The 23752-nt window shown below is 41.8% G+C and carries 21 protein-coding genes; 17 read left to right on the forward strand and 4 right to left on the reverse strand.

Annotated elements, in window-relative coordinates; translation table 11 throughout:
• Window positions 1–52: 52 nt before the first annotated feature.
• The 3 genes from tilS (at window position 53) to B6K83_RS07460 (ending at window position 3564) form a co-directional block, all read left to right on the forward strand.
• Entirely contained in the window at window positions 53–1429 is a 1377-nt protein-coding gene (gene tilS, locus B6K83_RS07450) for a tRNA lysidine(34) synthetase TilS (protein WP_085284285.1), read from the forward strand.
• Window positions 1430–1534: 105 nt separating this feature from the next.
• Entirely contained in the window at window positions 1535–2776 is a 1242-nt protein-coding gene (gene sstT, locus B6K83_RS07455) for a serine/threonine transporter SstT (protein WP_085284286.1), read from the forward strand.
• Between the two features lie 218 nt (window positions 2777–2994).
• Window positions 2995–3564 (forward strand): PhnA domain-containing protein, encoded by a 570-nt coding sequence (locus B6K83_RS07460; protein WP_085284287.1) that lies wholly within the window; start codon window positions 2995–2997, stop codon window positions 3562–3564.
• A gap of 102 nt (window positions 3565–3666) precedes the next feature.
• Here B6K83_RS07460 and B6K83_RS07465 read toward each other — a convergent pair whose 3' ends face one another.
• The gene (locus B6K83_RS07465; protein ID WP_085284288.1) at window positions 3667–4119 is read right to left on the reverse strand and encodes a methyltransferase family protein; all 453 of its coding nucleotides are present in this window, start codon (window positions 4117–4119) and stop codon (window positions 3667–3669) included.
• A 256-nt stretch (window positions 4120–4375) separates the two neighbouring features.
• The gene (locus B6K83_RS07470) at window positions 4376–6232 is read right to left on the reverse strand and encodes a DUF885 domain-containing protein (RefSeq protein ID WP_085284289.1); all 1857 of its coding nucleotides are present in this window, start codon (window positions 6230–6232) and stop codon (window positions 4376–4378) included.
• A 198-nt stretch (window positions 6233–6430) separates the two neighbouring features.
• On the opposite strand from B6K83_RS07470, the gene B6K83_RS07475 reads away from it, so the two are divergent.
• A complete protein-coding gene (locus B6K83_RS07475; protein WP_158088328.1) occupies window positions 6431–6907 on the forward strand; it encodes a GNAT family N-acetyltransferase in 477 nt (158 codons plus the stop codon).
• Between the two features lie 27 nt (window positions 6908–6934).
• On the opposite strand, the gene B6K83_RS07480 is transcribed toward B6K83_RS07475, so the two are convergent.
• Both B6K83_RS07480 and B6K83_RS07485 read right to left on the reverse strand, forming a co-directional pair.
• Complete coding sequence (locus B6K83_RS07480) at window positions 6935–8341, reverse strand: M20/M25/M40 family metallo-hydrolase (RefSeq protein ID WP_085284291.1); 1407 nt, start codon at window positions 8339–8341, stop codon at window positions 6935–6937.
• A gap of 88 nt (window positions 8342–8429) precedes the next feature.
• Window positions 8430–8975 (reverse strand): YaeQ family protein, encoded by a 546-nt coding sequence (locus B6K83_RS07485; protein WP_085284292.1) that lies wholly within the window; start codon window positions 8973–8975, stop codon window positions 8430–8432.
• A gap of 336 nt (window positions 8976–9311) precedes the next feature.
• On the opposite strand from B6K83_RS07485, the gene B6K83_RS07490 reads away from it, so the two are divergent.
• The 13 genes from B6K83_RS07490 (at window position 9312) to B6K83_RS07550 (ending at window position 23542) form a co-directional block, all read left to right on the forward strand.
• Entirely contained in the window at window positions 9312–10439 is a 1128-nt protein-coding gene (locus tag B6K83_RS07490) for a pyridoxal-phosphate-dependent aminotransferase family protein (protein ID WP_085284293.1), read from the forward strand.
• A gap of 719 nt (window positions 10440–11158) precedes the next feature.
• Window positions 11159–11890, forward strand: a complete 732-nt coding sequence (locus B6K83_RS07495) for a hypothetical protein (RefSeq protein WP_085284294.1) — start codon at window positions 11159–11161, stop codon at window positions 11888–11890.
• Window positions 11887–13089, forward strand: a complete 1203-nt coding sequence (locus tag B6K83_RS07500) for a class I SAM-dependent methyltransferase (protein ID WP_085284295.1) — start codon at window positions 11887–11889, stop codon at window positions 13087–13089. The genes B6K83_RS07495 and B6K83_RS07500 overlap by 4 nt, the downstream gene beginning before the upstream one ends.
• Before the next feature lie 40 nt (window positions 13090–13129).
• Window positions 13130–13489, forward strand: coding sequence for a hypothetical protein (locus B6K83_RS07505; RefSeq protein WP_085284296.1), 360 nt, complete (start codon window positions 13130–13132; stop codon window positions 13487–13489).
• A gap of 712 nt (window positions 13490–14201) precedes the next feature.
• Window positions 14202–14516 carry an REDY-like protein HapK gene (locus B6K83_RS07510; protein ID WP_085284297.1) on the forward strand — a complete coding sequence of 105 codons (315 nt, stop codon included), beginning with the start codon at window positions 14202–14204 and terminating at the stop codon, window positions 14514–14516.
• Window positions 14517–14520: 4 nt separating this feature from the next.
• Window positions 14521–15363 carry an SDR family NAD(P)-dependent oxidoreductase gene (locus B6K83_RS07515; RefSeq protein WP_085284298.1) on the forward strand — a complete coding sequence of 281 codons (843 nt, stop codon included), beginning with the start codon at window positions 14521–14523 and terminating at the stop codon, window positions 15361–15363.
• Window positions 15364–15428: 65 nt separating this feature from the next.
• Window positions 15429–16304, forward strand: coding sequence for a polysaccharide deacetylase family protein (locus B6K83_RS07520; protein WP_085284299.1), 876 nt, complete (start codon window positions 15429–15431; stop codon window positions 16302–16304).
• The gene (locus B6K83_RS07525; RefSeq protein WP_085284300.1) at window positions 16304–17134 is read left to right on the forward strand and encodes an HpcH/HpaI aldolase/citrate lyase family protein; all 831 of its coding nucleotides are present in this window, start codon (window positions 16304–16306) and stop codon (window positions 17132–17134) included. Before B6K83_RS07520 ends, B6K83_RS07525 begins: the two co-directional genes overlap by 1 nt.
• Before the next feature lie 62 nt (window positions 17135–17196).
• Window positions 17197–17712, forward strand: coding sequence for a MaoC family dehydratase (locus B6K83_RS07530; RefSeq protein ID WP_085284301.1), 516 nt, complete (start codon window positions 17197–17199; stop codon window positions 17710–17712).
• A gap of 2 nt (window positions 17713–17714) precedes the next feature.
• Complete coding sequence (locus B6K83_RS07535) at window positions 17715–18890, forward strand: acyl-CoA dehydrogenase family protein (RefSeq protein ID WP_085284302.1); 1176 nt, start codon at window positions 17715–17717, stop codon at window positions 18888–18890.
• Window positions 18887–20080 (forward strand): CaiB/BaiF CoA transferase family protein, encoded by a 1194-nt coding sequence (locus B6K83_RS07540; RefSeq protein WP_085284303.1) that lies wholly within the window; start codon window positions 18887–18889, stop codon window positions 20078–20080. Before B6K83_RS07535 ends, B6K83_RS07540 begins: the two co-directional genes overlap by 4 nt.
• Window positions 20081–20153: 73 nt before the next feature.
• On the forward strand, window positions 20154–21335 hold the full coding sequence (locus B6K83_RS07545; RefSeq protein WP_085284304.1) for a CaiB/BaiF CoA transferase family protein: 1182 nt from the start codon (window positions 20154–20156) through the stop codon (window positions 21333–21335).
• Window positions 21336–21454: 119 nt separating this feature from the next.
• Window positions 21455–23542: a TonB-dependent receptor gene (locus B6K83_RS07550; protein ID WP_085284305.1), complete on the forward strand. Its 2088-nt coding sequence runs from the start codon at window positions 21455–21457 to the stop codon at window positions 23540–23542.
• Window positions 23543–23752 lie beyond the last annotated feature (210 nt).

Genomic DNA, 23752 nt, shown 5'->3' on the forward strand with positions numbered 1-23752 from the left:
CTTTTTTGCTATCTGGTGTTAAATATAACCTATCAAAGCGTGTATTAACTTTGTGAATATCATTGAATCGGCGCTATTACAGCGCTTTAAAACTTGTCCCGATCAGAGATTAATTATTGCCTATAGCGGTGGTGTTGACTCACAGGTATTGCTAGCCGCACTGGCCAAGCTTAAGGCTCAGGGCCACCTAACCAATGCCTTACTTGTTTATCATGTTCACCATGGTTTAAGCCCGCATGCGGATGCTTGGCAGCGTTTTGCCAAACAACAGAGCCAGCACTATGGTATTCCCTTTGCTACGGCTAATTTAAGCTTACACAAACAACCGCAACAAAGTTTAGAAGCTATAGCACGCGATGGCCGCTACCAATTGTTGATACAAGCCAGTGCTGAGCCGGCAATTATAGTGACGGGGCACCATTTAAATGATCAAGCGGAAACTTTTTTATTGTCATTAAAACGCGGTGCTGGCTTAAAAGGTTTGTCGGCGATGCCAGCGGATTTACCGTTGGCGCAACATGTGTTGGCACGGCCACTGTTAACCATTTCGCGGGCAGAAATAGTCGCTTATGCTCAGCAACATCAGCTTGACTGGGTTGAAGATGAATCGAACACTGATGAGCACTATGATCGTAATTTTCTACGACAGCAAGTTTTACCTATATTAGCGCAACGATGGCCTAGCATTAATAAAACTATGGCCCGCAGTGCTCAGCATTGTTATGAAGCACAGCAATTGCTTGATGAGTTGGCAGAGCAAGACTTGCAGCTATGCCAACGCTCTCATGAGCAATTATCAATCGAGAAATTAGTGCAGCTTAGTGAGCGACGATTAAAAAACCTGATACGCTATTTTTTAGCTCAGCATAAACACCTGATGCCATCAGAGCAGCAATTAGCCCAAATTTGTCTGCAGTTGCATGCCGCACCGGATAAGTCACCTGTGGTGCAACTGGCGAACGCCTGTATTCGGCGCTTTAAGCAAACATTATATTTAACCGATATCTATCATGATGTTGCCCGTTGGCAACAAAATATCAATTTGCAGCGCCTCAGTGCTAAAGCTGTAGTAGAAGTGTTGCTGCCCGATCAACTAGGCGAGTTATATTTTACCTCAACGGCGATGAAAACTCAGACAAGTCACAGTTGGCAAGAGCAGGTAAAAGCGCCCAAGGTTGAGCAAACGGTAAAAATTTGCTTTGCTCATGACAATCCTACATGCTTACCAGCCTATCGGCAGCATTCTCGCTCGTTAAAAAAAGTGTTGCAAGAGCTTGCTATACCACCATGGCAACGAAAACGTTTGCCTTTGTTGTTTTATGATAATCAACTGGTAGCGGTTATTGGTCACTTTGTCTGCAAAGGTTATGTACCAACAGAGGCGACTAATAGCTACTTTATTCACTGGCAAAGTAAACCATCGGTTTAAAGTAACAGGGTAACGATTAAATTAGACAGTGCTGGTAAATAAGTGGTAAATAATTACCCTGAAATTTTATTATCAGCATAAAAATTAACTGACATAAGAAAAACTATGAATACAGAACCGACTTCTTTAGCGAACAATGTAATTTTTAACAAACTGGCATCGATAAATATTGTCAACCAAATCATTATCGCGATTGTCATTGGCATTGTGATTGCCACTATTGCGCCAACTGCTGCTCAGTCCATAGCGATTTTAGGCAGTTTATTCGTCAATGCCTTAAAAGCTGTTGCACCGATTTTAGTGCTGGTATTGGTGGCTTCAGCTATTGCTAATCAAAAAGCGAATAGTGATGCCAAGTTAAAGCCGATTATTGGCCTTTATTTACTGGGTACTATCAGCGCTGCGCTGGTTGCGGTTGGCTTAAGTTTCGCATTTCCTGTGCAATTAACCTTAGACATTGCCAGCGCCAGTGCCAATCCGCCACAAGGCTTAAAAGAAGTACTAACCACTTTAGCGTTTAAAATTGTTGATAACCCCTTTAATGCTGTGGTTACCGGCAACTTTATTGGTATTTTAGCCTGGGGGTTAGGCTTAGGTTTTGCGCTGAAAAAAGCCAGCGACTCAACTAAAGTGATGGTGCATGATGTTGCCGAAGCCATTTCCAGTATTGTCAAGTTGGTTATTCGCTTTGCACCATTAGGTATTATGGGCTTAGTGGCTAATACTGTGGCAACAACCGGTTTTGATACTTTAGGCGAGTTTAGCCACTTAGTCTTACTGTTATTGGGGGCTATGTTGGTGATTGCCTTGATAGTCAATCCGCTAATTGTTTATTTTGTTACTCGAAAAAATCCATACCCTTTAGTACTAACCTGTATTAAAGACTCGGGAATTACCGCTTTTTTTACGCGTAGCTCTGCGGCCAATATACCCGTTAACATGACGCTATGTGAAAAGCTTAAGTTGCATGAAGATACTTATTCAGTTTCTATTCCCTTAGGTGCCACCATTAATATGGCAGGCGCAGCCATCACCATTACCGTGCTTACGCTTGCGGCCGCGCATACGCTAAATATTCAGGTAGATTTTGCCACGGCAATACTGCTTAGTATCATTGCGGCAGTCTCTGCTTGTGGAGCTTCTGGCGTTGCAGGGGGCTCCTTGTTGCTTATTCCATTGGCTTGCGGTTTATTTGGTATCAATACTGACATTGCCATGCAAGTTGTGGCGATTGGCTTTATTATTGGTGTGATTCAAGACTCCGCAGAAACCGCATTAAATAGCTCTACCGATGTGGTTTTTACCGCCGCTGCTTCGCATCATGCGACAAAAAACATCAACCCATAACACTTACAGCTGTTATTAAGCTGTCAATGTCCGCAAGCATAGTAATGACTTGCGGACTTACATAGTTAGCCATTACTAATAAGCTTTTGCTTTAACTTTGCATGCTTCAATGCGGTATTGCCGCGGATGTGACTATTTGTTACTGAGTGGCAATCTGCGCTTTTTAAATCGGTAAATTAAGCGCATAATAGCGGCAAAATTTTTGCGGAGTTAGTATTATGGCAACAGAGCAAGCTTTAAAGCAGCGCAGTAATTCAAGTTGTGAATTTTGTACCTCAACTGAAAATTTAACCGTACACCCAGTCCCCCCCAATAGTGACTTAAGTGCCCAACAAAGCATTTACTTATGTGGCCAGTGTTTAGCGCAAGTGAATGGCGAACAAGCGCTTGATATAAACCACTTACGTTGTTTAACCGATGCTATGTGGAATCAAGAGCCGGCTGTGCAAGTGATGGCGTATCGTATGTTGCATCAGCTATCGACAGAAAGCTGGGCACAAGATGCGCTTGATATGCTCTACCTTGAAGATGAGGTGAAAACCTGGGCCGAGCAAGGTATAGCGGCAGCAGAGCGCGCAGGGCCAACCCGTGATAGTAATGGTGCTGAGCTACAAGATGGTGATAACGTAACCTTAATAAAAGATTTGAAAGTTAAAGGCGCAAACTTTACCGCCAAGCAAGGCACTATGGTGCGCGGCATTAGCTTAACTGATAACCCAGAGCATATTGAAGGTAAGGTTAATGGTACGCGTATTGTACTTGTGGCGGCGTATTTAAAGAAAGCTTAATCGACTATTTGTTGAACTACAGGCGGAATTTCAAGTACTACGTTGACGAAAAAGTTGACGAAAAAAAGCACTTTTAGCAATAAGCTTTAAGTGCTTTTTTGTTTATAACCAACGACGAACTCGCGCTTGATAGTCGCGGTACGCTGAGCCAAACAGCTGAGTTAATATTCGCTCTTCTGGCTGAATTTGATAGCTTGAAATGTAGCGGACAAATAACCAACAAACGAACAGAGTGAGTGGATTCTCAAGATAAATAGCATAGGCCACTAAGGCGATACACATAGCTAAATACATAGGGTTGCGCGAATACTGATAAATACCGCTATCAACCACCTGTGACGACAACTCAGGTTTTATCGGGTTGACTGTAGTGTTATGTTGTCGAAAGTTATAAATAGCTAGCACGCCAATACTTACGGCAATAACGAGTAGTAAACTGGCTAAATACGCACTCAAGGCAAAGCTTAAGGTAAAGGTTGGTACTAAGTGATGTACTAAGGTCATTAATAGCAGAGCAATGAGTACTTGCAACAGCGGCGGAATTTTAAGCGCCATGTCAACGCCATCTCCTTGATGAGTTATCGTTAAATAAGTTGTTTGCTTAGTTTGTGTGCTTTAATGCGGTTTAGCAAGTGTTGTTTTAGTGCGGTTTTATATTACTGGTGATAAAGGCATTATCTTGCCGAGATGGTGAGTTTTAAATAGCGCTAAGCGCTAGCGGTTAACAACGTGATATTAAAAACCCAAAAAAGCCAACGGTATAAACCGTTGGCTATCATGTTGTGCCTTTATTTAGCGCTGTGCTAATGCATTAGCGATTTTTGCTAATATAGTCGTTAACCATAGCTTCAAGTACATTTAAGGGGACTGCGCCATTGGTTAAGACCACATCATGGAATTGGCGAATATCAAACTTATCCCCCAACTGGGCTTTAGCATGCTCACGCAATTGCACGATTTTTAACATACCAATTTTGTAGGCAGTGGCTTGTGACGGCATAACGACATGGCGTTCAACCATTTTTATCGCATCAGACTCAGCATTCGGGGTGTTTTGCATGTAATAAGCAATACCTTGTGCTCGGGTCCACTTTTTATCGTGAATACCTGTATCAACCACTAAGCGACAAGCACGCCATAGCTCCATTGCTAAGCGACCAAAATCAGAATATGGGTCTTTATAAAAGCCAATTTCTTTTGGGATCAATTCTGAGTATAAACCCCAGCCTTCACTATAGGCGGTATAGCGACCAAATTTACGAAACTTTGGAATGCCTTCTAGCTCTTGTTTTAAGGCGATTTGCATGTGATGCCCCGGAATACCTTCATGGTAGGCTAAGGCTTCCATTTGATAGCTTGGCATTGCCGCCATGTCGTAAAGGTTGGCATAGTAAATACCCGGGCGAGAGCCATCAGGTGCCGGTTGTTGATAAAAGGCTTTGCCAGCAGATTTTTCTCTAAATGCTTCGACGGCTTTAACGTTTAGATCAGCCTTAGGTTTGGTGATAAACAGTTTATCTAGCTCACCCTTCATGGTGTCGATATAAGCAATCGCTTCAGTTAGGTAACGCTGACGGCCAGCTTCATCACCAGCATAGTAAAACTGTTTATCATGGCGCATAAACTCAAAGAACTCTTGTAACGAGCCGTCAAAATTAACTTTTGCCATGATCGCGCGCATTTCTTGGTGAATGCGGGCCACTTCATCTAAACCAATTTGATGAATCTCATCTGCGGTGAGGTCTGTGGTTGTGGTGCGCTTTAATGCGTTATTATAAAATGCTTCTCCTTGTGGAAACTTCCATGCACCATCGCGGTTGTCAGCTTTTTGTTCAAGCTCAGTTAAGTAGTTGAACAGGTGCTGGTAGCCGGCTTTAAACTCTGTGGTTAATGCCGCGGATAACTCTGCTGTTAATGCCTGTTGCTCTGCTGTTGTTAGCGCAAGTTTGGCAATTTTTTTGTTAAAGTCCGCGTATAAGGTACTATCGCCTTGGCTATCAAACGGCGCGCCAACCAATAAGTTTTTTGAGTCGCGAATAACATGCTCAAAGACATATTTTGGGGCAATAATGCCTTTGTCGGCACGAATGCGCAGTTGTTCAACTAATTGTGTTAACAGCAATTTAGCATTTTTGACCCGAGCAATATAGTCGCGGGCTTCTTTACTGTTGCTGATGCTATGTTGGTTGATCAACAAAGCAGGTACTTGTGAGTGTACACCAAACATTTGATTAACAGGGTAGTTATGATGGCGCCACTGATAATCGTCGATTTGCTGCTCTAGCTTTTGCTCCAGTAATTGGTAGCTTAAACGCGTTTGTTTATCTAAGCTATTAACATCAATCACTTGGATACGCTTTAATGCCGCTTTGGCAAAAGCTAGCTCTTTGGCGCTATGCTGTTCGGATAAATCTTGCCACTTATCATAATCGGTTTTAATACCAAGGTAGGTTTGCCTAACGGGGTTACGATTAACCGCTTCCATAAAAATAGCATCAAAAAGCGCATTAGCAGCTTGTGAGGCGCTAAGCTCGCTTTGCGCTGATGTTGTTGTTTGTTGTGTGGTTACTGCGCTGTTTTGCTGAGCGACTGAGCCTGTTTCATTACTACAAGCAATTGAAAGTGCTGCGGTAATAGATAAAACAAGCAAGGTTTTATTGAACGTCATAAGGGGGTCCTATTCATGTTAGGCGACTAGTGTGCCGCGTTCGAATGTTGCTAAGCAAGTTATGCGCGCTCAGTGGTACAATTTATGCGATGACTATCAAACACCCAAACGCCGCAAAGCATAATTGCGCTAGCCTATGGTCTTTGCCTTTGCCAACTTGCTATAGTAACCACAAGCTAGCGCGAAATGGTTTCGTTAATGTCAGGTAAATACCCTAAAACAACGCCAAGGGATAACTCAGCGGCAATGATCGCCTTTAGACGGGCAACCCCGCAGGATAAGTCTTTTTTATTAATGCTAAGAAAAGCGTCCATGGCTAAGCATTTAAAAAATGCCGGCCTTGAGTATGATGATGCGGCGCACCTGCAACGTGTTGAAACATATTTTACTGACGCATTTATCATAAGCTATCAGCAGCGTACGATAGGGCTAATAAAGCTCGGGCAGTTTGCGGAAAGCTTTCATATTCGACAGTTACAGATTTTGCCGCGTTTTCAGGGGCTAGGTATTGGTAGTCAGGTGCTAACATTACTTAAGCGCAAAGCACAGACCAAACGAATCGCCATTACTTTAAATGTGTTGTTAAATAACCCTGCTAAACACTTATATTTACGTCATGGTTTTGTCATTATCAGCAGTAACGCCTTAGAGCATCAAATGCGCTGGCAAGGCTAACATCTGCTTGGCCTTGCCACTGTGCTATTAATAAATTTTTCCCTGCAAGCGCACTTTTGACTTGTCAATACGACTCGGTGTTAGGCTACCATCAACCAGTGGCTGTGTGGCAATCGCCAGTAATTCAATAACCTGATGCATAGAGCTCATATTAATACTGCTTAAGTCATCGCTTACTTGATGGTAGTGTGGGTCCTTATCGAGCTGAGTACTACTAAAACTGTGTGCTGGTACACCAAGTCGCGCTAAGGTTGCGTTATCTGAGCGATAAAATAGCTTTTGCTCTGGGTAGGGATCGGCTTGTATTGCTAGCCCGTTATTGGCCAGATTTTCTGGCAGCGCATCGTTCAATAACTGTGCTAAGTTAGAGCGTTCAATCCCTGTCATCCAAACCGTACCTGGGCCAAATTTAGACACTTTACCTATCATTTCAATATTGATCATGGCAACGACGTTATCGGGGTTAAGTTGTTGTGAAAAGTAACGAGAGCCAAAGCCGCCAATTTCTTCTGCGCTAAAGGCACTAAACATTAAAGTGCGTTGGTTATTACCTTGTTGAGCAAAGTATTGCGCTAAATTTAATATCGCCGTAGTGCCTGAGGCATTATCGTCAGCGCCGTTATAAATTTTTCTACCATCTGCTGTGGTGCCTAAATGATCATAATGTGCACTATATAAAACCACCTCATTGGCAAGCTGTGCATCATGTCCTGGCAATATACCAACAACATTACTTAAGCTTTGCTGACTAATTTTTGCCTGTGCCTTGACCTGATAATGCGAGAGTTGGCTTTCATCACTTAACACCAGAACTATGGCGCCAGGCTGTGTTATAGCCAGCTTGGTTAAACCGGCGTCAAAATAGTTTTTATATAGCTGAAAGGTTTTGCGATGAGCAGAATTAACAAGCACTACATGTTGACCACCTTGTTGATTGAGCTGTTGCAACACCTTGCGCATATCATCATCTTTGCCAATAACATGACTTTGAGCCTGTTCAGTTTGCCAGCTTAGCTCAGCTAGGGTAGTTGCCATGGTTATGTTTTCATGGCCAATTGCACTATGATTCAGGCTAACGCTAATATGTTGAGGTTGTATTTTGTGGACGTTAAAATGCTGTAAAAATAGCGCGATATGTGGTTTTTGTGTCAGCTGTTTTTGTTTAGTTTGCATAGGCGCTAAGCCGATTTCAGCAAAACGCTCTGCAATATAGGCTGCCGCTTGTGCTCGCTCTGGGCTAAAATTGGCGCGGCCTTTTAACTCATCGCTGGCTAAGTAGCTAATGTCTTTAACAACTTGCTCGATGGGAATAATGTCACTGATACTATTTTCACAGGCACCATAAAGTGGCGTTGTTAGCGCTATAGCGGCGAGTATATATTTTAGCTGGGTGAATTTTTTATTTTTGGCTTGATTTACGATTTGTTTTAGCATACTGGCGCGCGTCCTAATTAAAGAGTGGATAGGGTTATTATTATTTTTTAACTTGATACGTTAGGTCATTGGCGTTGCTTCAGGTAACTCAAGGCTTGGCGTGTTGAAGATCAGTTAATTCAATCAATAAGGTTTGCTCGGCGCAGGTAAGCCAACACTGGCCGTCTTGAATGCTGACTTGAAACTCCATTGAGCGATCGGCGAGCTGTTCTAAAGCCAGCGCTGTGGCTTCACTAAAGCGGGCAATGGACAGTTTGCTAAATTGTTTCAGCTTACTTTGTGATTGTGCCCACCAAGTATCAACATTGCTGCCATAGCAATACAACTTAACGAGTTGCGCACGATTACAAGCTTTTTTCAGACGTTTTTCGTCGAGCTGGCCCAGCTCAATCCACAGCTCAATTTCTTCACTGTAATTAATGCGCCAAATGGCGGCTTCATCTTCATCACTGACCCCTTTGCCAAATTGCAAGTTTTCGCTGGCATTAAGGATATAAGCCATTAGCCTGATCATCATGCGGCGATCGTTTTCCGACGGGTGTTGCGCTATGGTTAATTGCAAAGTGTCATAATAGTTACGATCCATATCGGCAAGATGAATAGTGGCTTTATTGATAGTTGATTTTAACGCCATGTGAATGTAGAGACTGTGTTGAGTAATGAATTCAATATCTTAACTTTAATTGTCACGCTGTGGTAGCAACTTATGTTGCGGCGTTAATATTTTTTATTTCAAGCCTTATCACACAATTGCTACGATAGCGTAGTTGATTGTTTTGGGGCATATCGTTCACGCACTGAATTGTAGCCAACAAGGCTGAGGAACTGGCAACTAGGATTACATGCTTGCACAGCCGACTTGCGTCATTATGGTGTTGAGAAATAGTTAACATAATTGCCAACAATTGAGCGCATTTGTTGAATGATGATAAGCTGTGGTTATTATTTTCATTAATTGGGTAGTTTTATTATGGCAATTCAATCTTTTATTCCACCGCAACGCACCCTGATGGGACCTGGACCGTCTGATGTAAGTCAACGGGTATTGTCTGCTTTAGCTCGACCAACCATAGGGCATTTAGATCCTGAATTTATTACCATGATGGATGAAGTGAAGCAGTTATTACAATATGCCTTTAAAACTAAAAACGAAAACACCATGGCAATCTCAGCGCCGGGCTCTGCGGGCATGGAAGCGTGTTTTGTTAATTTAATAACCCCAGACGATACGGTAGTGGTATGTCGTAATGGTGTTTTTGGCGCGCGCATGATTGAAAATGTGCAGCGAATTGGCGCCAAATTAGTGATTGTTGACTCGCCGTGGGGGCGCGCGGTTGAGCCACAGCGACTAGAAGATACCTTGAAAGCGCACCCGCAAGCTAATTTTGTTGCGTTTGTTCATGCAGAAACCTCGACTGGTGCATGCTCTGATGCCAAAAGCTTATGTGAAATTGCTAAACGTTATCAATGTTTAACAATAGTTGACGCTGTAACCTCATTAGGAGGGATTGAATTGCGGGTTGATGATTGGGGGATTGATGCAATTTATTCGGGCAGCCAAAAATGTTTGTCTTGTGTGCCGGGTATTTCGCCGGTTAGCTTTAGTGAACAAGCCAGTGAAGTGATCCAGCGCAGAAGCACACCAGTGCAAAGTTGGTTTTTAGATCAATCCTTAGTCATGGGCTATTGGTCAGGCAAAGGCAAGCGCGCGTATCATCATACCGCGCCGGTAAATTCGTTATACGCATTACATGAATCGTTGTTAATGCTGCAACAAGAGGGCATAGAAAACGCTTGGCATCGCCACCAAAGCCAACATCAAGTGTTAGCGCAAGGTTTAACTGAGCTTGGTTTAAACTTTATTGTACCAGAGGCAGAGCGCTTACCTCAGCTTAACGCTGTGTATATTCCACAAGGCATTGATGATGCAAGCGTCAGACAAATGCTGTTGCAAGAATACAACTTAGAAATTGGTGCTGGGCTAGGTGAGTTTGCCGGCAAAGCATGGCGAATTGGCTTAATGGGCTTTACCGCTCGACGTGAAAATGTTGCATTATGCCTAACCGCCATGGCCGAGGCGTTGAAAAAACACCGCTAAGCTTAGCAAGCATAAATTGAGTTTGGTTAAGTGTTAAGTATTAAACAGTATTATGGTGGTATTGGCGAGTTAATATGCGGTTAGCGGGCTCGCCATATATTGTTAGTAAGGTTTGATGGGAAGGTGTATTTAAAAGAAAAAACAATGCATGGACAGCTAAAGAGCGTATTCGTAAAAAAACAAAACCTAATGGTACGGCTGTAAATACCCGATTAATAACACATGTTTATTTGGGAATGCTATTCAAAATGAAATTAAGTCAGCTTTAAAAATGATACCTGAAATTTAGGTGTATTATCCAAGTAAGAATTGCAAAAAAAGAACAGTTTGCTCTTTTCACGCGGTTCAATATTTTAACCAGCTTTATTTTTCTGCTTAAGCAAGCATTACGTGCATGCTCCCTCCTACGCTATATTTATAACGACCTTAAACCGACTACCTGAAAGTAAAAAACAATTTTTTTAAATACCGTCAAGGCAAACATTACTAGCGCATACCGTCAGCTTAAGCTTTGCGTATTTTTTAACACTTTAACAAGCGTCATTTAATCCAAGCGCCCGTCGAATCATACAAATATATGCTGTAAAAACAGGATGGTGTGTTTTCTATCGTTAGAATTGACAAAGGTCAACGACATTAGAATTTATAAGGTCAATATATGCTTATTATTAAACGAGTATTTAAGTCACTCGCATTTGAGCAATGATGATAGGTAATTTATGAAACACAGAACGATTCGAGGCACTATTCAATATACCAGCAAAAAACCAGAACGCTTTGATCAAGAGCGTGGCCGAGAGTATTTTTCAATCACTAAGCAAGCCGATGGCGTCAGAGTCTTAAATGCACATTGCGAAATTGATGACGAACCTAATGTCATAAGAGATGTTGTGTTGGCTATTAATCCAGATGCAAGCCCGATTGATTGCAGTGTACGGTTAACTGTTGGTGACAAATACGAAGGCTCTGGTTGGATGCGATTTTCCGATGGTTATGTTGAGTGTGAGTCACATAATCAACGAGACGGTCGTATTACTCAAAAAGTAGATATTCAATCTCCGGTAAAGTGGTTACAAGCCCACCCTATCGTGGGTGATGCGTTATTGATGAAGCTTTATGACTTATCAAAAGGTCCAGGTAAAACGTTTTTCCCTGAGCTGTTTTTAACGTCTCCAGATCATCGTGGTGCTACAGGACCGCTATTATTTAAAATGGGTTTTGGTATCAAATATTTAGGCGAAGAAAAAGTGACGATTAAAGCCGGTGAGTTTTTAGCTCGTCACTTTCAAGTGGTCGATACAGCTGGGAATTTGCCAGAAGAGCACCCACCATATAATTTGTGGTGTACAGCGGATGAAGACTATTTGTTATTAAAAGCTGGCGCAGAAGGTTATATGCAAACTCACTATGAATTAGTGGAATATCAAATTATAGAAGGAGGCCTCTCATGAGCAAAATCAAACCTTTACCGTCATGGGATGTGCTCACTAAACATGACGTATTTCCTGAAGCAAACCATGACGAAGTAGCACGGCTAAATTTTTTAACGCATCTTAATGTGCACTTAAGCTCATCAATTTTACCTGGGGTAAAAACGGCTTATGAGAAAAAAGTAGAGCCTACTCTCGTTAATAAATTAGGTCGTAAACCTAATACTAGGCATGAAGTAAGAGAAGCGATGTTAGAAAATTCGTATTTCCAAATGTGGAGTGCTTTACGCCGCAATACGATGGAAATGCGCCAACAGGTTGGTCGCGCGCAAGTATTAAGACAAATCGAAGATTTAGTTGAAAAAGTAGAAGCTTTAAATAAAGGCGCTAAAACACTGGTCCTTGATGATTCGGTTAAGATACCAACCAATGTTGGAATCGTTGATATTCATTGTCAACCAGGTTGCTATTACACTGAATACTTTGAAAATGATGTGACAGTGGCGGCAAGCTATGATCTCGGTTTATTTGTAACAACAGCGGGTTTACTTGGCACATTAAGTGATGGTGGCGGGCAAGCCGTTGGGCAATGGTTAAAAGCAAATAAGCCCCATTATACACCTAAACGCATTTTAGATATAGGGTGCACTATTGGTCACAATGCGGTACCGCTTGCTCAAGCGTTTCCTGATGCAGAAGTTATTGCTATTGATGTGGCTAGACCTAGCCTTCGCTATGCACATGCTAGAGCGAAATCGTTAGGTGTCGACAATATTACTTTCATGCAGGCAGATGCTGAAAACTTAAGTCATTTCGAGAATGAATCATTTGACTTAATCACCACCGCTATGTTTTGGCATGAATCATCGAATATCTCTATGCCAAATATCCTAAAAAACATTAACCGATTACTAAAAAAAGGGGGCTTAACATTACACCTTGAGCAGCCCCAATATGATGGCATGGGGGTGTACGAACAGTTCATTCGAGACTGGGACACCTACTTTAATAATGAACCTTTTTGGGGACCTATGCATGATAAAGACCTCAAAGCACTATTTGATGAATGTGGTTTTAACAGTAACGATATGTTCGAAGTTGGCGTGGTGTCATCAGTTGATGAAAAAATATTTGGTAAACGCGAAACGGACGAGCCTGGTGAGGACTATGGTAGAGCTCCCGTGTGGAATGCCTTTGGTTTGTGGAAAGAAAATAAATAAACCTTACGCTGATTAAGTAGATTGCCGATTAGGAATAACGATGACAGATATTAATAAATTAAACTTAGCAGGAACGAAAGCAAAGGGAAAACGCCCCTATTTTTTAGCAGATAAACAAACAGAACAAGTGATGTCGGTAACAATGGCACTTGCTATGGAGCTCTCGGTTGCGCGTGAACGCATGGCATCGATCGAATGTTTATTAGAAAATAAAGGTATTTTGCAACGCAGTGAGATTGATGACTTTCAACCATGTGCAAAAGAAGTTAAGCGTCGTAGTGTCGCCACACAAGAGTACCTCGCTCGAATTCTGCGAATAATACAACAAGATAGCGAAGAACAAGCCGCAGAAGATGAGTTAAGCGTTGAAGAGGCACAGCGAGAACTAACCAAATATTGATCGAGTCGTTATCATAAATATTCGCATCGAATCATTTACCTAACGATACTCGTAAGTTTAAAAAGCATACGGATGTGCTCCCGCTTTCTCGCTGTTATTAAAGAAGTTCTTGCTATCAATAGTGACGCTGTCATGTTGAGCCGGAGAGCGGCAACCTAGTCGTAGCTATATCTCCTTGCCAAGAAGCCGTTAAAAACGTTAACTAAATCAGTAAATATAAAAACGCTATCGCACGTCGAAGTCGCGCAGATGAACGCTATATATCGCTCATTTTCGACCGCAAGTGTTAATACCTAGCACATCGATTAGGTCACCTTAGGTTGCCTAATTGCCCTAATCAGCGCAGAGCTATCGATGTTAAAGCTTAAGGCATCAGCATTACTCCCATCGACTTTTGACAGCTAAAAACTAAACAATTCATGACACGGCAAGTGTGCTTTGTAATAAACAATCTTAAAATAACAGGCTGAGCAAAAATCCTATCAAACATACACGACTTTAAGTTAGGCATCTAATGCAATAACGATCTGCAGGCTTTGTTTGTAATATTGTTATCCGTCACCTTGTTGGCGTGAATTAATGCTTAGTTTCGCCGTAAATCCCCGCCATTTGCTTTTTGTCAAAGCGCAGGACTAGTAATTCAACCTAGTGTTGTTAATAATTATTTTATTGAATTTGTCCGTACAAATTATTCGTTAAGCTAGGAATACCTATGACTACTATTATTGTTTTATTTAACTTAAAAGCTGATGTTGCAATTGCAGAATATGAACGCTGGGCGGTAACAACTGATTTACCTACCGCCGGTAAATTACCTTCTGTAGAGCAGTTTAAGTTATTAAAAGCGCAGGGGCTGTTAATGTCAGAAGACAAGCCGCCATACCAATACATTGAAGTGTTAACTATTAGTGATATGGAACAATTTGCTCAAGATGTAGCAAGTGATGCTATGCAAAAAATCGCGGGTGAATTTCAGTCATTTGCTGAAAATCCGTTATTTATTATGACATCGAACGTAGAGGTGTAATGCAATGTCACAGTATCCAGAATTAAAGAATAGAGTCGCTGTGATCACGGGGGCTGGGCGTCAAGCGGGGTTAGGCGAGGCGATGGCAAAACGTTTAGCTGCAGAAGGTTGCAAAGTGATTATTACCGACATTGGTAGCGCACAAGGTGACCATTTACCGGAATCAGCCATTGGCTCTACTAATGAAATGCAAACCATTGTTGATGAAATTAAAGCGCTGGGCGGTGAAGCGACATCTTTTGTTTGTAACGTGTTAAGTGCAGATGACGTTAAAGCTGCCGCTCAGTTTGCTGTAGATACCTATGGCCGTTTGGATATTTGGGTAAATAATGCCGGTATTGGCTACTTAATGAAGCCAATTCTTGAGATGGCTGTAGACGAGTGGGATTCCGTTTTGAATGTGAATTTAAGAGGCACTTTCTTAGGTATTAAATTTGCTGCAGAAAAAATGGTCGAATTAGGTGTAGCGGGAAAAATAATCAATATTGGTTCGCAAGCCTCTAAATCAGCATTTTCTCATGCGTCAGCTTACACCACCTCAAAACATGGTATGAACGGTTTAACCCGGGTTGCAGCACAAGAATTAGGTCAGCATAACATTAATGTTAACCAAATCTGTCCCAATCACGTCACCACAGGGTTAGGTGCATGGCAAAACTCACATTTCTCAGAAGTCACAGGTAAAGGCAAAGAAAAATACATGCAAGAGATGCGCGAGCGTATCCCTTTAGGTCGTCCAGGCTCACAAGAAGACACGGCCAACGCCTGCGCTTTTTTATGCTCAGATCAAGCGTCATACATTACCGGCGAGTGTATGAATGTTAGTGGTGGTGAAGAATATCATTAAAGATATTAACCTTGTGCAGCATGCGAATGCCGTGTTTATAAAAACATCAATAAGTGAGAGATGAAATGTCAAAAAACTACCAATGGCCAAACAAGGCAAGGTTGGCAATGTCAGTTGTTGTCAATGTTGAAGAAGGCTCTGAATACACAGTAAAAGATGGCGATAAAGGGATGGAGCCAGTAGATGAACTCATGGTTCATTTGAAAAAGCCAATGCGAAATTACGGCAATGAATCTAACTATCAATATGGTATTAAGGAGGGTGGGGCTCGCATTATTAAATTGTTAGACGACAGTAATATTCGCGCAACCTGGGCCGCCGCGGCAGTGAGTTTAGAGCGCGCGCCTTATTTAGCTGAAGCCATTGCCCGTCGCGGCGATGAAACCTGCTCACATGGCTACCGATGGATACATCAGTTTCGCATGAGTGAAGACGAAGAACGTCAATTTATTCGTGATGCCGTCACTAGTATTGAAAAAACAACCGGTAATCGGCCATTAGGTTGGTTATCGCGTTATTTATTAACTGAAAATACGCGGCGTCTATTGCAAGAGGAAGGCTTTCTTTATCACATGGACGACTATAGTGCTGACGCGCCATTTTGGGATACGGTTAGTGGCTCTGATGAACCTATGGTGATCGTACCTTACGCACTTGACTCTAATGATATGAAAATGTGGGTTTCGCCTTCATATACGCCAGAAGCTTGGTTGAAATATGCTAAAGATACGTTTGATGTTTTATACGAAGAAGGTGCAGAACAACCGCGCATGATGAGCATTGGTCTGCATTTAAGGATTATTGGCAGACCTGGGCGTATCTGGGCTCTGAAAGAGTTTTTTGAATACGTTAAGCGTAAGCCTGATGTTTGGTTCGCGACACGCCAAGACATTGCTGAGCATTTCCAAAAGCATATTGCTAAGCCTCAGGAGATAAAATAATGCCTGATGTAATACGTTCACTGCTCTTTGTACCTGGCTCAAAACCAGAGCGCTTTGTTAAGGCACAAAACTCTGGGGTTGATATAACCTGTATTGATTTAGAGGATGCCGTATTACCTACCGATAAAGACGCGGCGCGCCAAGCGGCTATTGACTACCTCAATGTTGAACATAGTGATATTTGTGTTCGCATTAACCCTATAGGGACAGCGTTAGGCTTAGCTGACTTAAAAGCACTAGCGGCAGTTAATCCTGCATACATCATGTTAGCTAAGTGCGACAGTGTCGATGATATAAAAATAGCCAGTGAGGTATTAGCGCTTTGTAATACTCAGCTTATTGCTTTGATAGAAACGCCTCGTGGCTTAGCCAATGCTAATGACATAGCCTTAGCGTCAAATAAGGTCAAAGCTTTAATGTTTGGTGGCGCAGATATGTCGGCTGAATTACGTTGTGACTTTGATTATGAAGCGCTGTTATTTGTGCGCAGTCAATTGGTGTTGGCCGCGGCAAACGCTAAGGTTGATCTTATCGATGTGCCTTACATCAATATTAAAGACGAAGCGGGTTTAATTAGCGAAACGAAAAAAGTAAAAGCACTAGGATACACTGCAAAAGCTGCCATTCACCCTAATCAAATTGATCTAATCCATCAAGCATTTGCCCCAACAAAAGCGCAAATAGACTATGCCAATGCCGTTATGGTTGCCGTCGATGGTAAAGACGATGCCGGCGTGGTGGTGATCAATGGTCGTATGGTCGATAGGCCAATCATTTTGGCATCAAAACGAATTTTACAATTAGCAGATGCAGCTAAAAAAACACATTAAGTGCGAATTTAGTGCGTTGTACAACACATTCATTAAATATTTAAGATAAAGAGGCAATTATTATGGTTCAAAAAGCAAAGAAAGTAGGTGAAAACCGTTATCGCGAAACTTTTGGCCGTTATTTCGAAGAGTTTAACGTTGGTGATATTTATGAACACCGCCCAGGTAAAACAATTACGGAATACGACAATCATCTATTTACATTAATGACAATGAATACCCACCCCATGCATTTTGATGAGGAATTTGCTAAGAAAAGTGAATTTGGCAAATGTATTGTCTGTTCACCATTAACTGTCGCTTTAATGGTGGGTATGAGTGTCTCTGATTGCAGTCAAAAAGCGATTGCGAACTTAGGTTGGGATGATATTCGTATGACGCGTCCTATGTTTGTTGGTGATACGTTATACGCTGAGTCAGAAGTCTTAGAAAAACGAGAATCTAAGTCACGCCCCACTCAAGGTATCGTCACCATAAAAACGCGTGGCATCAATCAAGATGGTGTTCAGGTTTGTCAATTTGTGCGCAAAATGTTAATCGCAAAAACTGGTTATGCGGTTGAAGATTTGGAGGACTAACAATGTCTGAAGCTTATTCCAAAGAAGATGAACTTGCTATATTAGATATGATCAATAAATGGGTTGATAATGACGTACGTCCGATCGCCCAAAAATACGATCACGCTGATGAATATCCGCATGAGCTCGTTGAACAAATGAAAGAGCTCGGCCTTTTCGGTGCCACCATATCACAAGAATATGGCGGCATGGGGTTACCTGCTTCCATTTACGCAAAAATAGTGATTAAAGTTGCTTCTGCGTGGATGGCGCCGGGCGGTGTTTTTAATTCTCATTTAATTCAAGCATCAGCGGTTGAACGCTGTGGTACCGCAGAACAAAAAGCACGTATTTTACCACGTATGGTAACCGGTGAGTTACGTGGCGGCATTGCCTTAACAGAGCCTAATGCAGGTAGCGATTTACAAGCGATTAATACCGTCGCTGTTAAAGATGGTGACGATTACATTATTAATGGCGCTAAAACATGGATAACTAATTCACTTAATGGTAACTCCTTAGCGGTATTAGTAAAAACCGATACTGAGATACAACCACGCCATAAAGGCACGAGTATGTTTTTTGTTGAGACAAAAGATTCCGCGGGTAATTTTCTCCCCGGTATCGAAGTGATCAAAATGAAAAAACTGGGGTATCGCGCAATTGATACCTGTGAGGTGGTGTTTACCAACTTTCGCGTATCAGCGAATAACTTAATTGGTGGTATTGAAGGTAAGGGCTTTATTCAAGCCGTTGGCGGTTTAGAGCTAGGTCGCATTAATGTGGCGGCCAGAGGTGCTGGTATTGCATTAGGCGCAACAGAGCTGGCAGTAAAATATGCACAAGAGCGAGAAACCTTCGGGAAAGCCATTTGTAACCACCAAGCGATTCAACTGAAACTAGGAGAAATGGCCACGAAAGTTGAAGCTGCGCGATTATTAATTGAGCAAGCAGCGGAAAAATACGATGCTGGCGAGCGCTGTGATATGGAAGCAGGCATGGCTAAATACTTTGCCTCTGAAGCAGGCGTTTATTGTGCTAATGAAGCTATGCGTATCTTCGGTGGTTACAGTTACTCAGTAGAGTACGATATTGAACGCTATTATCGTGATGCAATGTTGATGTGTATTGGTGAAGGTACCAATGAAATGCAGCGCATTATTATTTCAAAGCAACTAGTGGAAAAGTATAAAATATGAATACACAACTACCATTAGCAGGCATTCGTATTATTGCTGTTGAGCAATATGGTGCCGGCCCATACGGTTCTATGTTTTTATCCGACATGGGGGCAGAAGTGATCAAAGTTGAAAACCCCAAAATAGGCGGCGATGTATCTCGTCAAACTGGCCCCTTTTTTTTAGATGAAAATGACAGTTATTTTTTCCAAACATTTAACTTAAATAAAAAAAGCATTACGTTAAATTTAAAGTCAGAAGCAGGACGTAAGGCTTTTGAAGCTTTAGTTAAAACTGCCGACGCGGTCACTAATAATTTACGCGGTGATCAGCCGGAAAAATTAGGTATTACCTACGAGGCGTTAAAACATATTAATCCGAAAATAGTCTGTGGACATTTATCGGCTTATGGTCGCGACAACGACAGAGCTAACTGGCCAGGTTATGACTATTTAATGCAGGCCGAGGCAGGCTTAATGTCATTAACCGGTGAGCCGGATCAAGCCCCAGCTCGTTTTGGTGTGTCAATGGTCGATTTTATGACAGGAGCTGTTGCATCATTAGGACTCACGGCTGGCTTATTAGGGGCTTATCGTACGGGGCAAGGACGTGACATTGATGTATCGCTATTTGACGTTGCCTTGCACCAGCTCTCCTACCCGGCAACCTGGTACTTAAATGAAAACCACGTAACCAAACGTGTTGCACGTTCAGCACACCCCGCCACTGTGCCTTGTCAGTTATATAAAACGAAAGACAGCTATATCTTTTTAATGGCCATGACCGATAAGTTTTGGGAAATTTTAATGCTGCTGTTAAATGATGATGTGCTTAAAGAAGAGCGTTTTAAAACGGTTGCCCAGCGTCGTGAAAACCGCGATCTGTTAACCCAAGAAATTGACCGCGTCATGGCGGCTAACACTACGGCTAAATGGTTAGAAATTTTGCAAGGAAAAATACCTTGTGCGCCGGTATATGACTTACCTCAAGCGATCGAAAGCCCTTACATTCGAGATATTGGTATGGTGCGTAAAGTGCCGCACCCATCTAATCCCGGTATGGAAGTATTAGGCAACCCAATTAAAGTAGATGGCAAACGTCTTGACGGGAAAGCTTGTGGCAAAATGGGTAACAGCACCCATGAGTTGTTGGCTGAATTAGGCTACAGTGAAGACCAAATTGCCGAGTTAAAAGCGCAAGGCGCTATTTAACACTTACTGTAAACTAGCCGAATTTTTAGGCTTTTTTACGTCAATTTTTCGAACAGTATTTAAAGAGTATGTTATGAAACTCGAAGGTATTAAGGTGTTGGATTTATCTTTATTTCTACCAGGACCTCATTTTACTATGATGATGGCGGATCACGGCGCAGAAGTGATAAGTTTGGAGCCCCCAGGAGGAGAGCCAGTGCGCCATGTTGGTTTAAAGCAACAAGGTGAGTCAGTTTGGTTTCGTAATGTTTTTCGCGGCAAAAAAAGTATTAATCTCAATTTAAAATCAGCAGAAGGTAAAGCAGCATTTTTTAAGTTATGTCAATCGGTCGATGTCATGGTGGAAGCGTTTAGGCCCGGCGTCGTTGACCGTTTAGGCATAGGTTATGAAGACGTTAAAGCGGTAAACCCAGGTATTATTTATTGCGCTATTTCTGCTTACGGCCAAACTGGACCAAAACGTTTATCTCCAGCCCATGATCTAAGTATTCAAGCAGACTCGGGCGCGGTATCTATTAATGAGGGGCCTGATGGCCAACCAGCACAACCGGCCATGCCAGTAGCTGATATGGCAGGAAGTTTGATGGCTTTTTCGGGTGTTTTAATGGCCATTATTCGTAAACAACAAACCGGATTAGGCGACTATATTGACATTTCTATGCAAGACTCGTTAGTTGCTTGGTATGCCAATGTTATGGGGCCTTCGTTTGCTGAACAACGTTCGCCAGTACCTAAAGAAGAGCGTAGCTGGGGCGGCGCAGCTATGTACAATATCTATAAAACGGCAGATAGCCAATACCTAACACTTGGCGGCTCAGAGCTTAAGTTTGCTTATAATTTATTAACAGCGCTTTGTGACGACGATGCACAAAGGAATGAATTGTATGAATGCTGTAAATTGCCGCCAGGTGCAAAGCAAAGTAAGGTGAAGGATTTTTTTAGAGAGAAATTCATCAGCAAAAGCTTAGCCCAGTGGACTGAAATCTTAGCCAATGTCGATGTTTGTTGGGCACCTGTTCGCGACTTACATGCCGCCATGCAGGAAGCACATTTACAACAGCGAGAAATGCTGTTAACCGATGAAAAAGGCAATAGCCACTTAGGTGTTCCAATAAAATATAAAAATGAACCTGCAGCGCCTACCTTCACTTTACCTAAATTCAGTGAGCATACAAAAAGCACATTGCTATCAATTGGTTATTCAGAAAATGAAATTGAAGAAATGCTAATTAAAAAAGCATTTCTAACGGAGTGATGAAGATTATCTGCTCACTTTTTGATTGTATAATGAACATAGTTAGTAACTGACAAATATCAATCCGTTGCTCCTATTTTTATGGTTTTATGACCTAATAATAACAATAGGAGCGTTTCATGATCAGATTCAAAAAAAACAAAATAGCGTCTTTAACTTTGCTGGCAATATGGCCATTAACCACGACTTTTACTCACGCCTTCGCGGTTGAACAACAGGCAGCGCTCGAGCGCATCGAAGTAACCGCTCAGCGTCGAGTGCAAAACTTACAAAAAACACCAGTCTCAATAACGGCCATAGGAGAAGATGAACTGGCCGCAAAACAAATAGGTCGATTAGATGACCTTTCATTTGAAGTACCTAACTTAATAATTGCACCTAATACCGGTACCTCATCAGGCGCTAAAATTTTCATGCGAGGTGTTGGCGAAGATAACTCAACATTTACCAATGATCCAGCGATAGGGATTTATGTTGATGGTGTGTTTTTTGCTCGACAAACTGGCGCATTAATTGATATTTACGATTTAGAAAGAATTGAGGTGCTACGCGGCCCACAAGGTACTTTGTATGGGCGAAATACTTCGGGGGGCGCAATAAAATATATCTCAAAAAAACCGCGTGGAAATAACGAAAGTTACCTGCAAACTATTTTAGGTAATATGGGGAAGCTTGATATTAAGTTTGCTGGCGATTATGCCGTTAATGAAGACTTAGCCGTACAAATTGCAACGATAAAGCGTAAAAGAGATGGCTACTCATATAATACTACCACGGACCAAAAGGTAAATGATCAAGACGTATTTTCGGCGCGCTTAGGTGCCCTGTGGGATATTGATCAAATGAGTTCGTTATATTTGAATTTCGACATAGTCAAAGATAATTCAACGGCAGGTTATGCCAGTAATATACTCAACGATACTGATGATAATGTTTACACGCTAGAAAGTAGTGTTACTGGCCCCAACAAAGTTAATCAAAAAGGCGTCAATTTTACTTATCAACGAACAATAAATGAGCGCATGAACCTAGAGGTTATTGCTGCTCACCGTACCTTGGAAAATCCTTGGCACGGTGATTTTGACGGCAAAGCAGACGTTGTATTAGAAAACCGATGGTTTTTAGAACAAGCGCAAGATAGTGTCGAAGTTCAACTTTCAGGTCATGAGCACAAGCTTGACTGGTTGGCGGGTTTGTTTATTTTCCGTGAAAGAAATGAATTGAGAGAAAACTTTGATGTATTGCCTATGGTGTTAGGACCGTCATCGACAAATTATTTCAAACAAGATACGGAAAGTTATGCCGTATTTACGCATGCTACATATGCGTTGTTCGATAAGGTTAATATTACTGGCGGTCTAAGATACACTGCCGATAAAAAAGATATATCGGTTAATCAAATTAAGCCGGATAATTCGGCAGGATTTCAGTCCGCTGATGATCATTCATGGTCAAATGTTAATTTTAAACTTGGCGTAGACTATCAATTAAATGAAAGCTTTATGGTGTTTTTAAACAGCGCATCAGGCTATAAAGCCGGTGGTTATGCCTTGTTAAATAGTGGCGAATTACGCACATTCAATCAAGAAAATAACATAACCTATGAAATAGGTTTTAAAAGCTCATGGCTCAATAATAAAATTAATTTAAACAGTACATACTTTTTTAGTCAGTACGATGATTTACAGCTATCAGCATGGGATGACGAAGGTAATATCGTGCGGATAAATGCAGCCGATACTGAAATATCAGGGCTAGAGATTGAAGTTAAAGCCGCAATAACCAGTAATTGGCAACTTAATGCGACATTAGGCACATTAGATTCGGCATATAAAGAAACCAGATCTCCTATTACGACTGACTTGAGCTTGAAGCAAGCCCCGGATCTTCGTTGGTCTATTGGTAGTCAATTTTACTTTGAATTGGCAAGTGGCGAAATTGCTTGGACAATTAATGCAAACCATACCAGTGAATATTTTCAAGATGTTAGTAACTCGATTATAGGCGCTACCGAAGCGCATACGTTAATCAACTCTCGCGTGTCATACACGGATAATGATGGCGAGTTCAGCATCAGCCTATGGGGAAAAAACTTATTTGACCAACAATTTACCACAGGTAGCTTAGTTGTTGAAGGTCTAGGAGTTGGGGCGATTTATACCAATTTGCCGAAAAGTTATGGTGTTGATTTTACTTATCACTTTTAGCTTTCCTGTGTATAAGGGGAGATTATTAGCTGAGCCACTAGACAGTTAACTTAGCCTGATAAATCTTCCCTGATCATTTTATTAAAATCTATTTAAGACTTAATTTTGACATTGATCATGTTGTTTACTCATTGGGGTGTTAACAATGACATATAGCAATTGAAAGTTGGCGTTATTTTTTCGCTAACCACGCTTATATTCCCTGTTACT

The sequence above is a fragment of the Colwellia chukchiensis genome (assembly GCF_002104455.1).
GTDB classification, from domain to species: Bacteria; Pseudomonadota; Gammaproteobacteria; order Enterobacterales; family Alteromonadaceae; genus Cognaticolwellia; species Cognaticolwellia chukchiensis.

Excerpts from the sequence above, each read along its gene's own strand:
- B6K83_RS07470 (WP_085284289.1), bottom strand. The coding sequence starts at position 6,232 with ATGACGTTCAATAAAACCTTGCTTGTTTTATCTATTACCGCAGCACTT.
- B6K83_RS07510 (WP_085284297.1), top strand. The coding sequence starts at position 14,202 with ATGACTACTATTATTGTTTTATTTAACTTAAAAGCTGATGTTGCAATT.
- B6K83_RS07465 (WP_085284288.1), bottom strand. The coding sequence starts at position 4,119 with ATGGCGCTTAAAATTCCGCCGCTGTTGCAAGTACTCATTGCTCTGCTA.
- B6K83_RS07505 (WP_085284296.1), top strand. The coding sequence starts at position 13,130 with ATGACAGATATTAATAAATTAAACTTAGCAGGAACGAAAGCAAAGGGA.
- B6K83_RS07525 (WP_085284300.1), top strand. The coding sequence starts at position 16,304 with ATGCCTGATGTAATACGTTCACTGCTCTTTGTACCTGGCTCAAAACCA.
- B6K83_RS07485 (WP_085284292.1), bottom strand. The coding sequence starts at position 8,975 with ATGGCGTTAAAATCAACTATCAATAAAGCCACTATTCATCTTGCCGAT.
- B6K83_RS07500 (WP_085284295.1), top strand. The coding sequence starts at position 11,887 with ATGAGCAAAATCAAACCTTTACCGTCATGGGATGTGCTCACTAAACAT.
- B6K83_RS07495 (WP_085284294.1), top strand. The coding sequence starts at position 11,159 with ATGAAACACAGAACGATTCGAGGCACTATTCAATATACCAGCAAAAAA.
- B6K83_RS07545 (WP_085284304.1), top strand. The coding sequence starts at position 20,154 with ATGAAACTCGAAGGTATTAAGGTGTTGGATTTATCTTTATTTCTACCA.
- B6K83_RS07540 (WP_085284303.1), top strand. The coding sequence starts at position 18,887 with ATGAATACACAACTACCATTAGCAGGCATTCGTATTATTGCTGTTGAG.
- B6K83_RS07535 (WP_085284302.1), top strand. The coding sequence starts at position 17,715 with ATGTCTGAAGCTTATTCCAAAGAAGATGAACTTGCTATATTAGATATG.
- B6K83_RS07475 (WP_158088328.1), top strand. The coding sequence starts at position 6,431 with ATGTCAGGTAAATACCCTAAAACAACGCCAAGGGATAACTCAGCGGCA.
- B6K83_RS07490 (WP_085284293.1), top strand. The coding sequence starts at position 9,312 with ATGGCAATTCAATCTTTTATTCCACCGCAACGCACCCTGATGGGACCT.
- sstT (WP_085284286.1), top strand. The coding sequence starts at position 1,535 with ATGAATACAGAACCGACTTCTTTAGCGAACAATGTAATTTTTAACAAA.
- B6K83_RS07515 (WP_085284298.1), top strand. The coding sequence starts at position 14,521 with ATGTCACAGTATCCAGAATTAAAGAATAGAGTCGCTGTGATCACGGGG.
- B6K83_RS07530 (WP_085284301.1), top strand. The coding sequence starts at position 17,197 with ATGGTTCAAAAAGCAAAGAAAGTAGGTGAAAACCGTTATCGCGAAACT.
- B6K83_RS07480 (WP_085284291.1), bottom strand. The coding sequence starts at position 8,341 with ATGCTAAAACAAATCGTAAATCAAGCCAAAAATAAAAAATTCACCCAG.
- B6K83_RS07460 (WP_085284287.1), top strand. The coding sequence starts at position 2,995 with ATGGCAACAGAGCAAGCTTTAAAGCAGCGCAGTAATTCAAGTTGTGAA.
- B6K83_RS07550 (WP_085284305.1), top strand. The coding sequence starts at position 21,455 with ATGATCAGATTCAAAAAAAACAAAATAGCGTCTTTAACTTTGCTGGCA.
- B6K83_RS07520 (WP_085284299.1), top strand. The coding sequence starts at position 15,429 with ATGTCAAAAAACTACCAATGGCCAAACAAGGCAAGGTTGGCAATGTCA.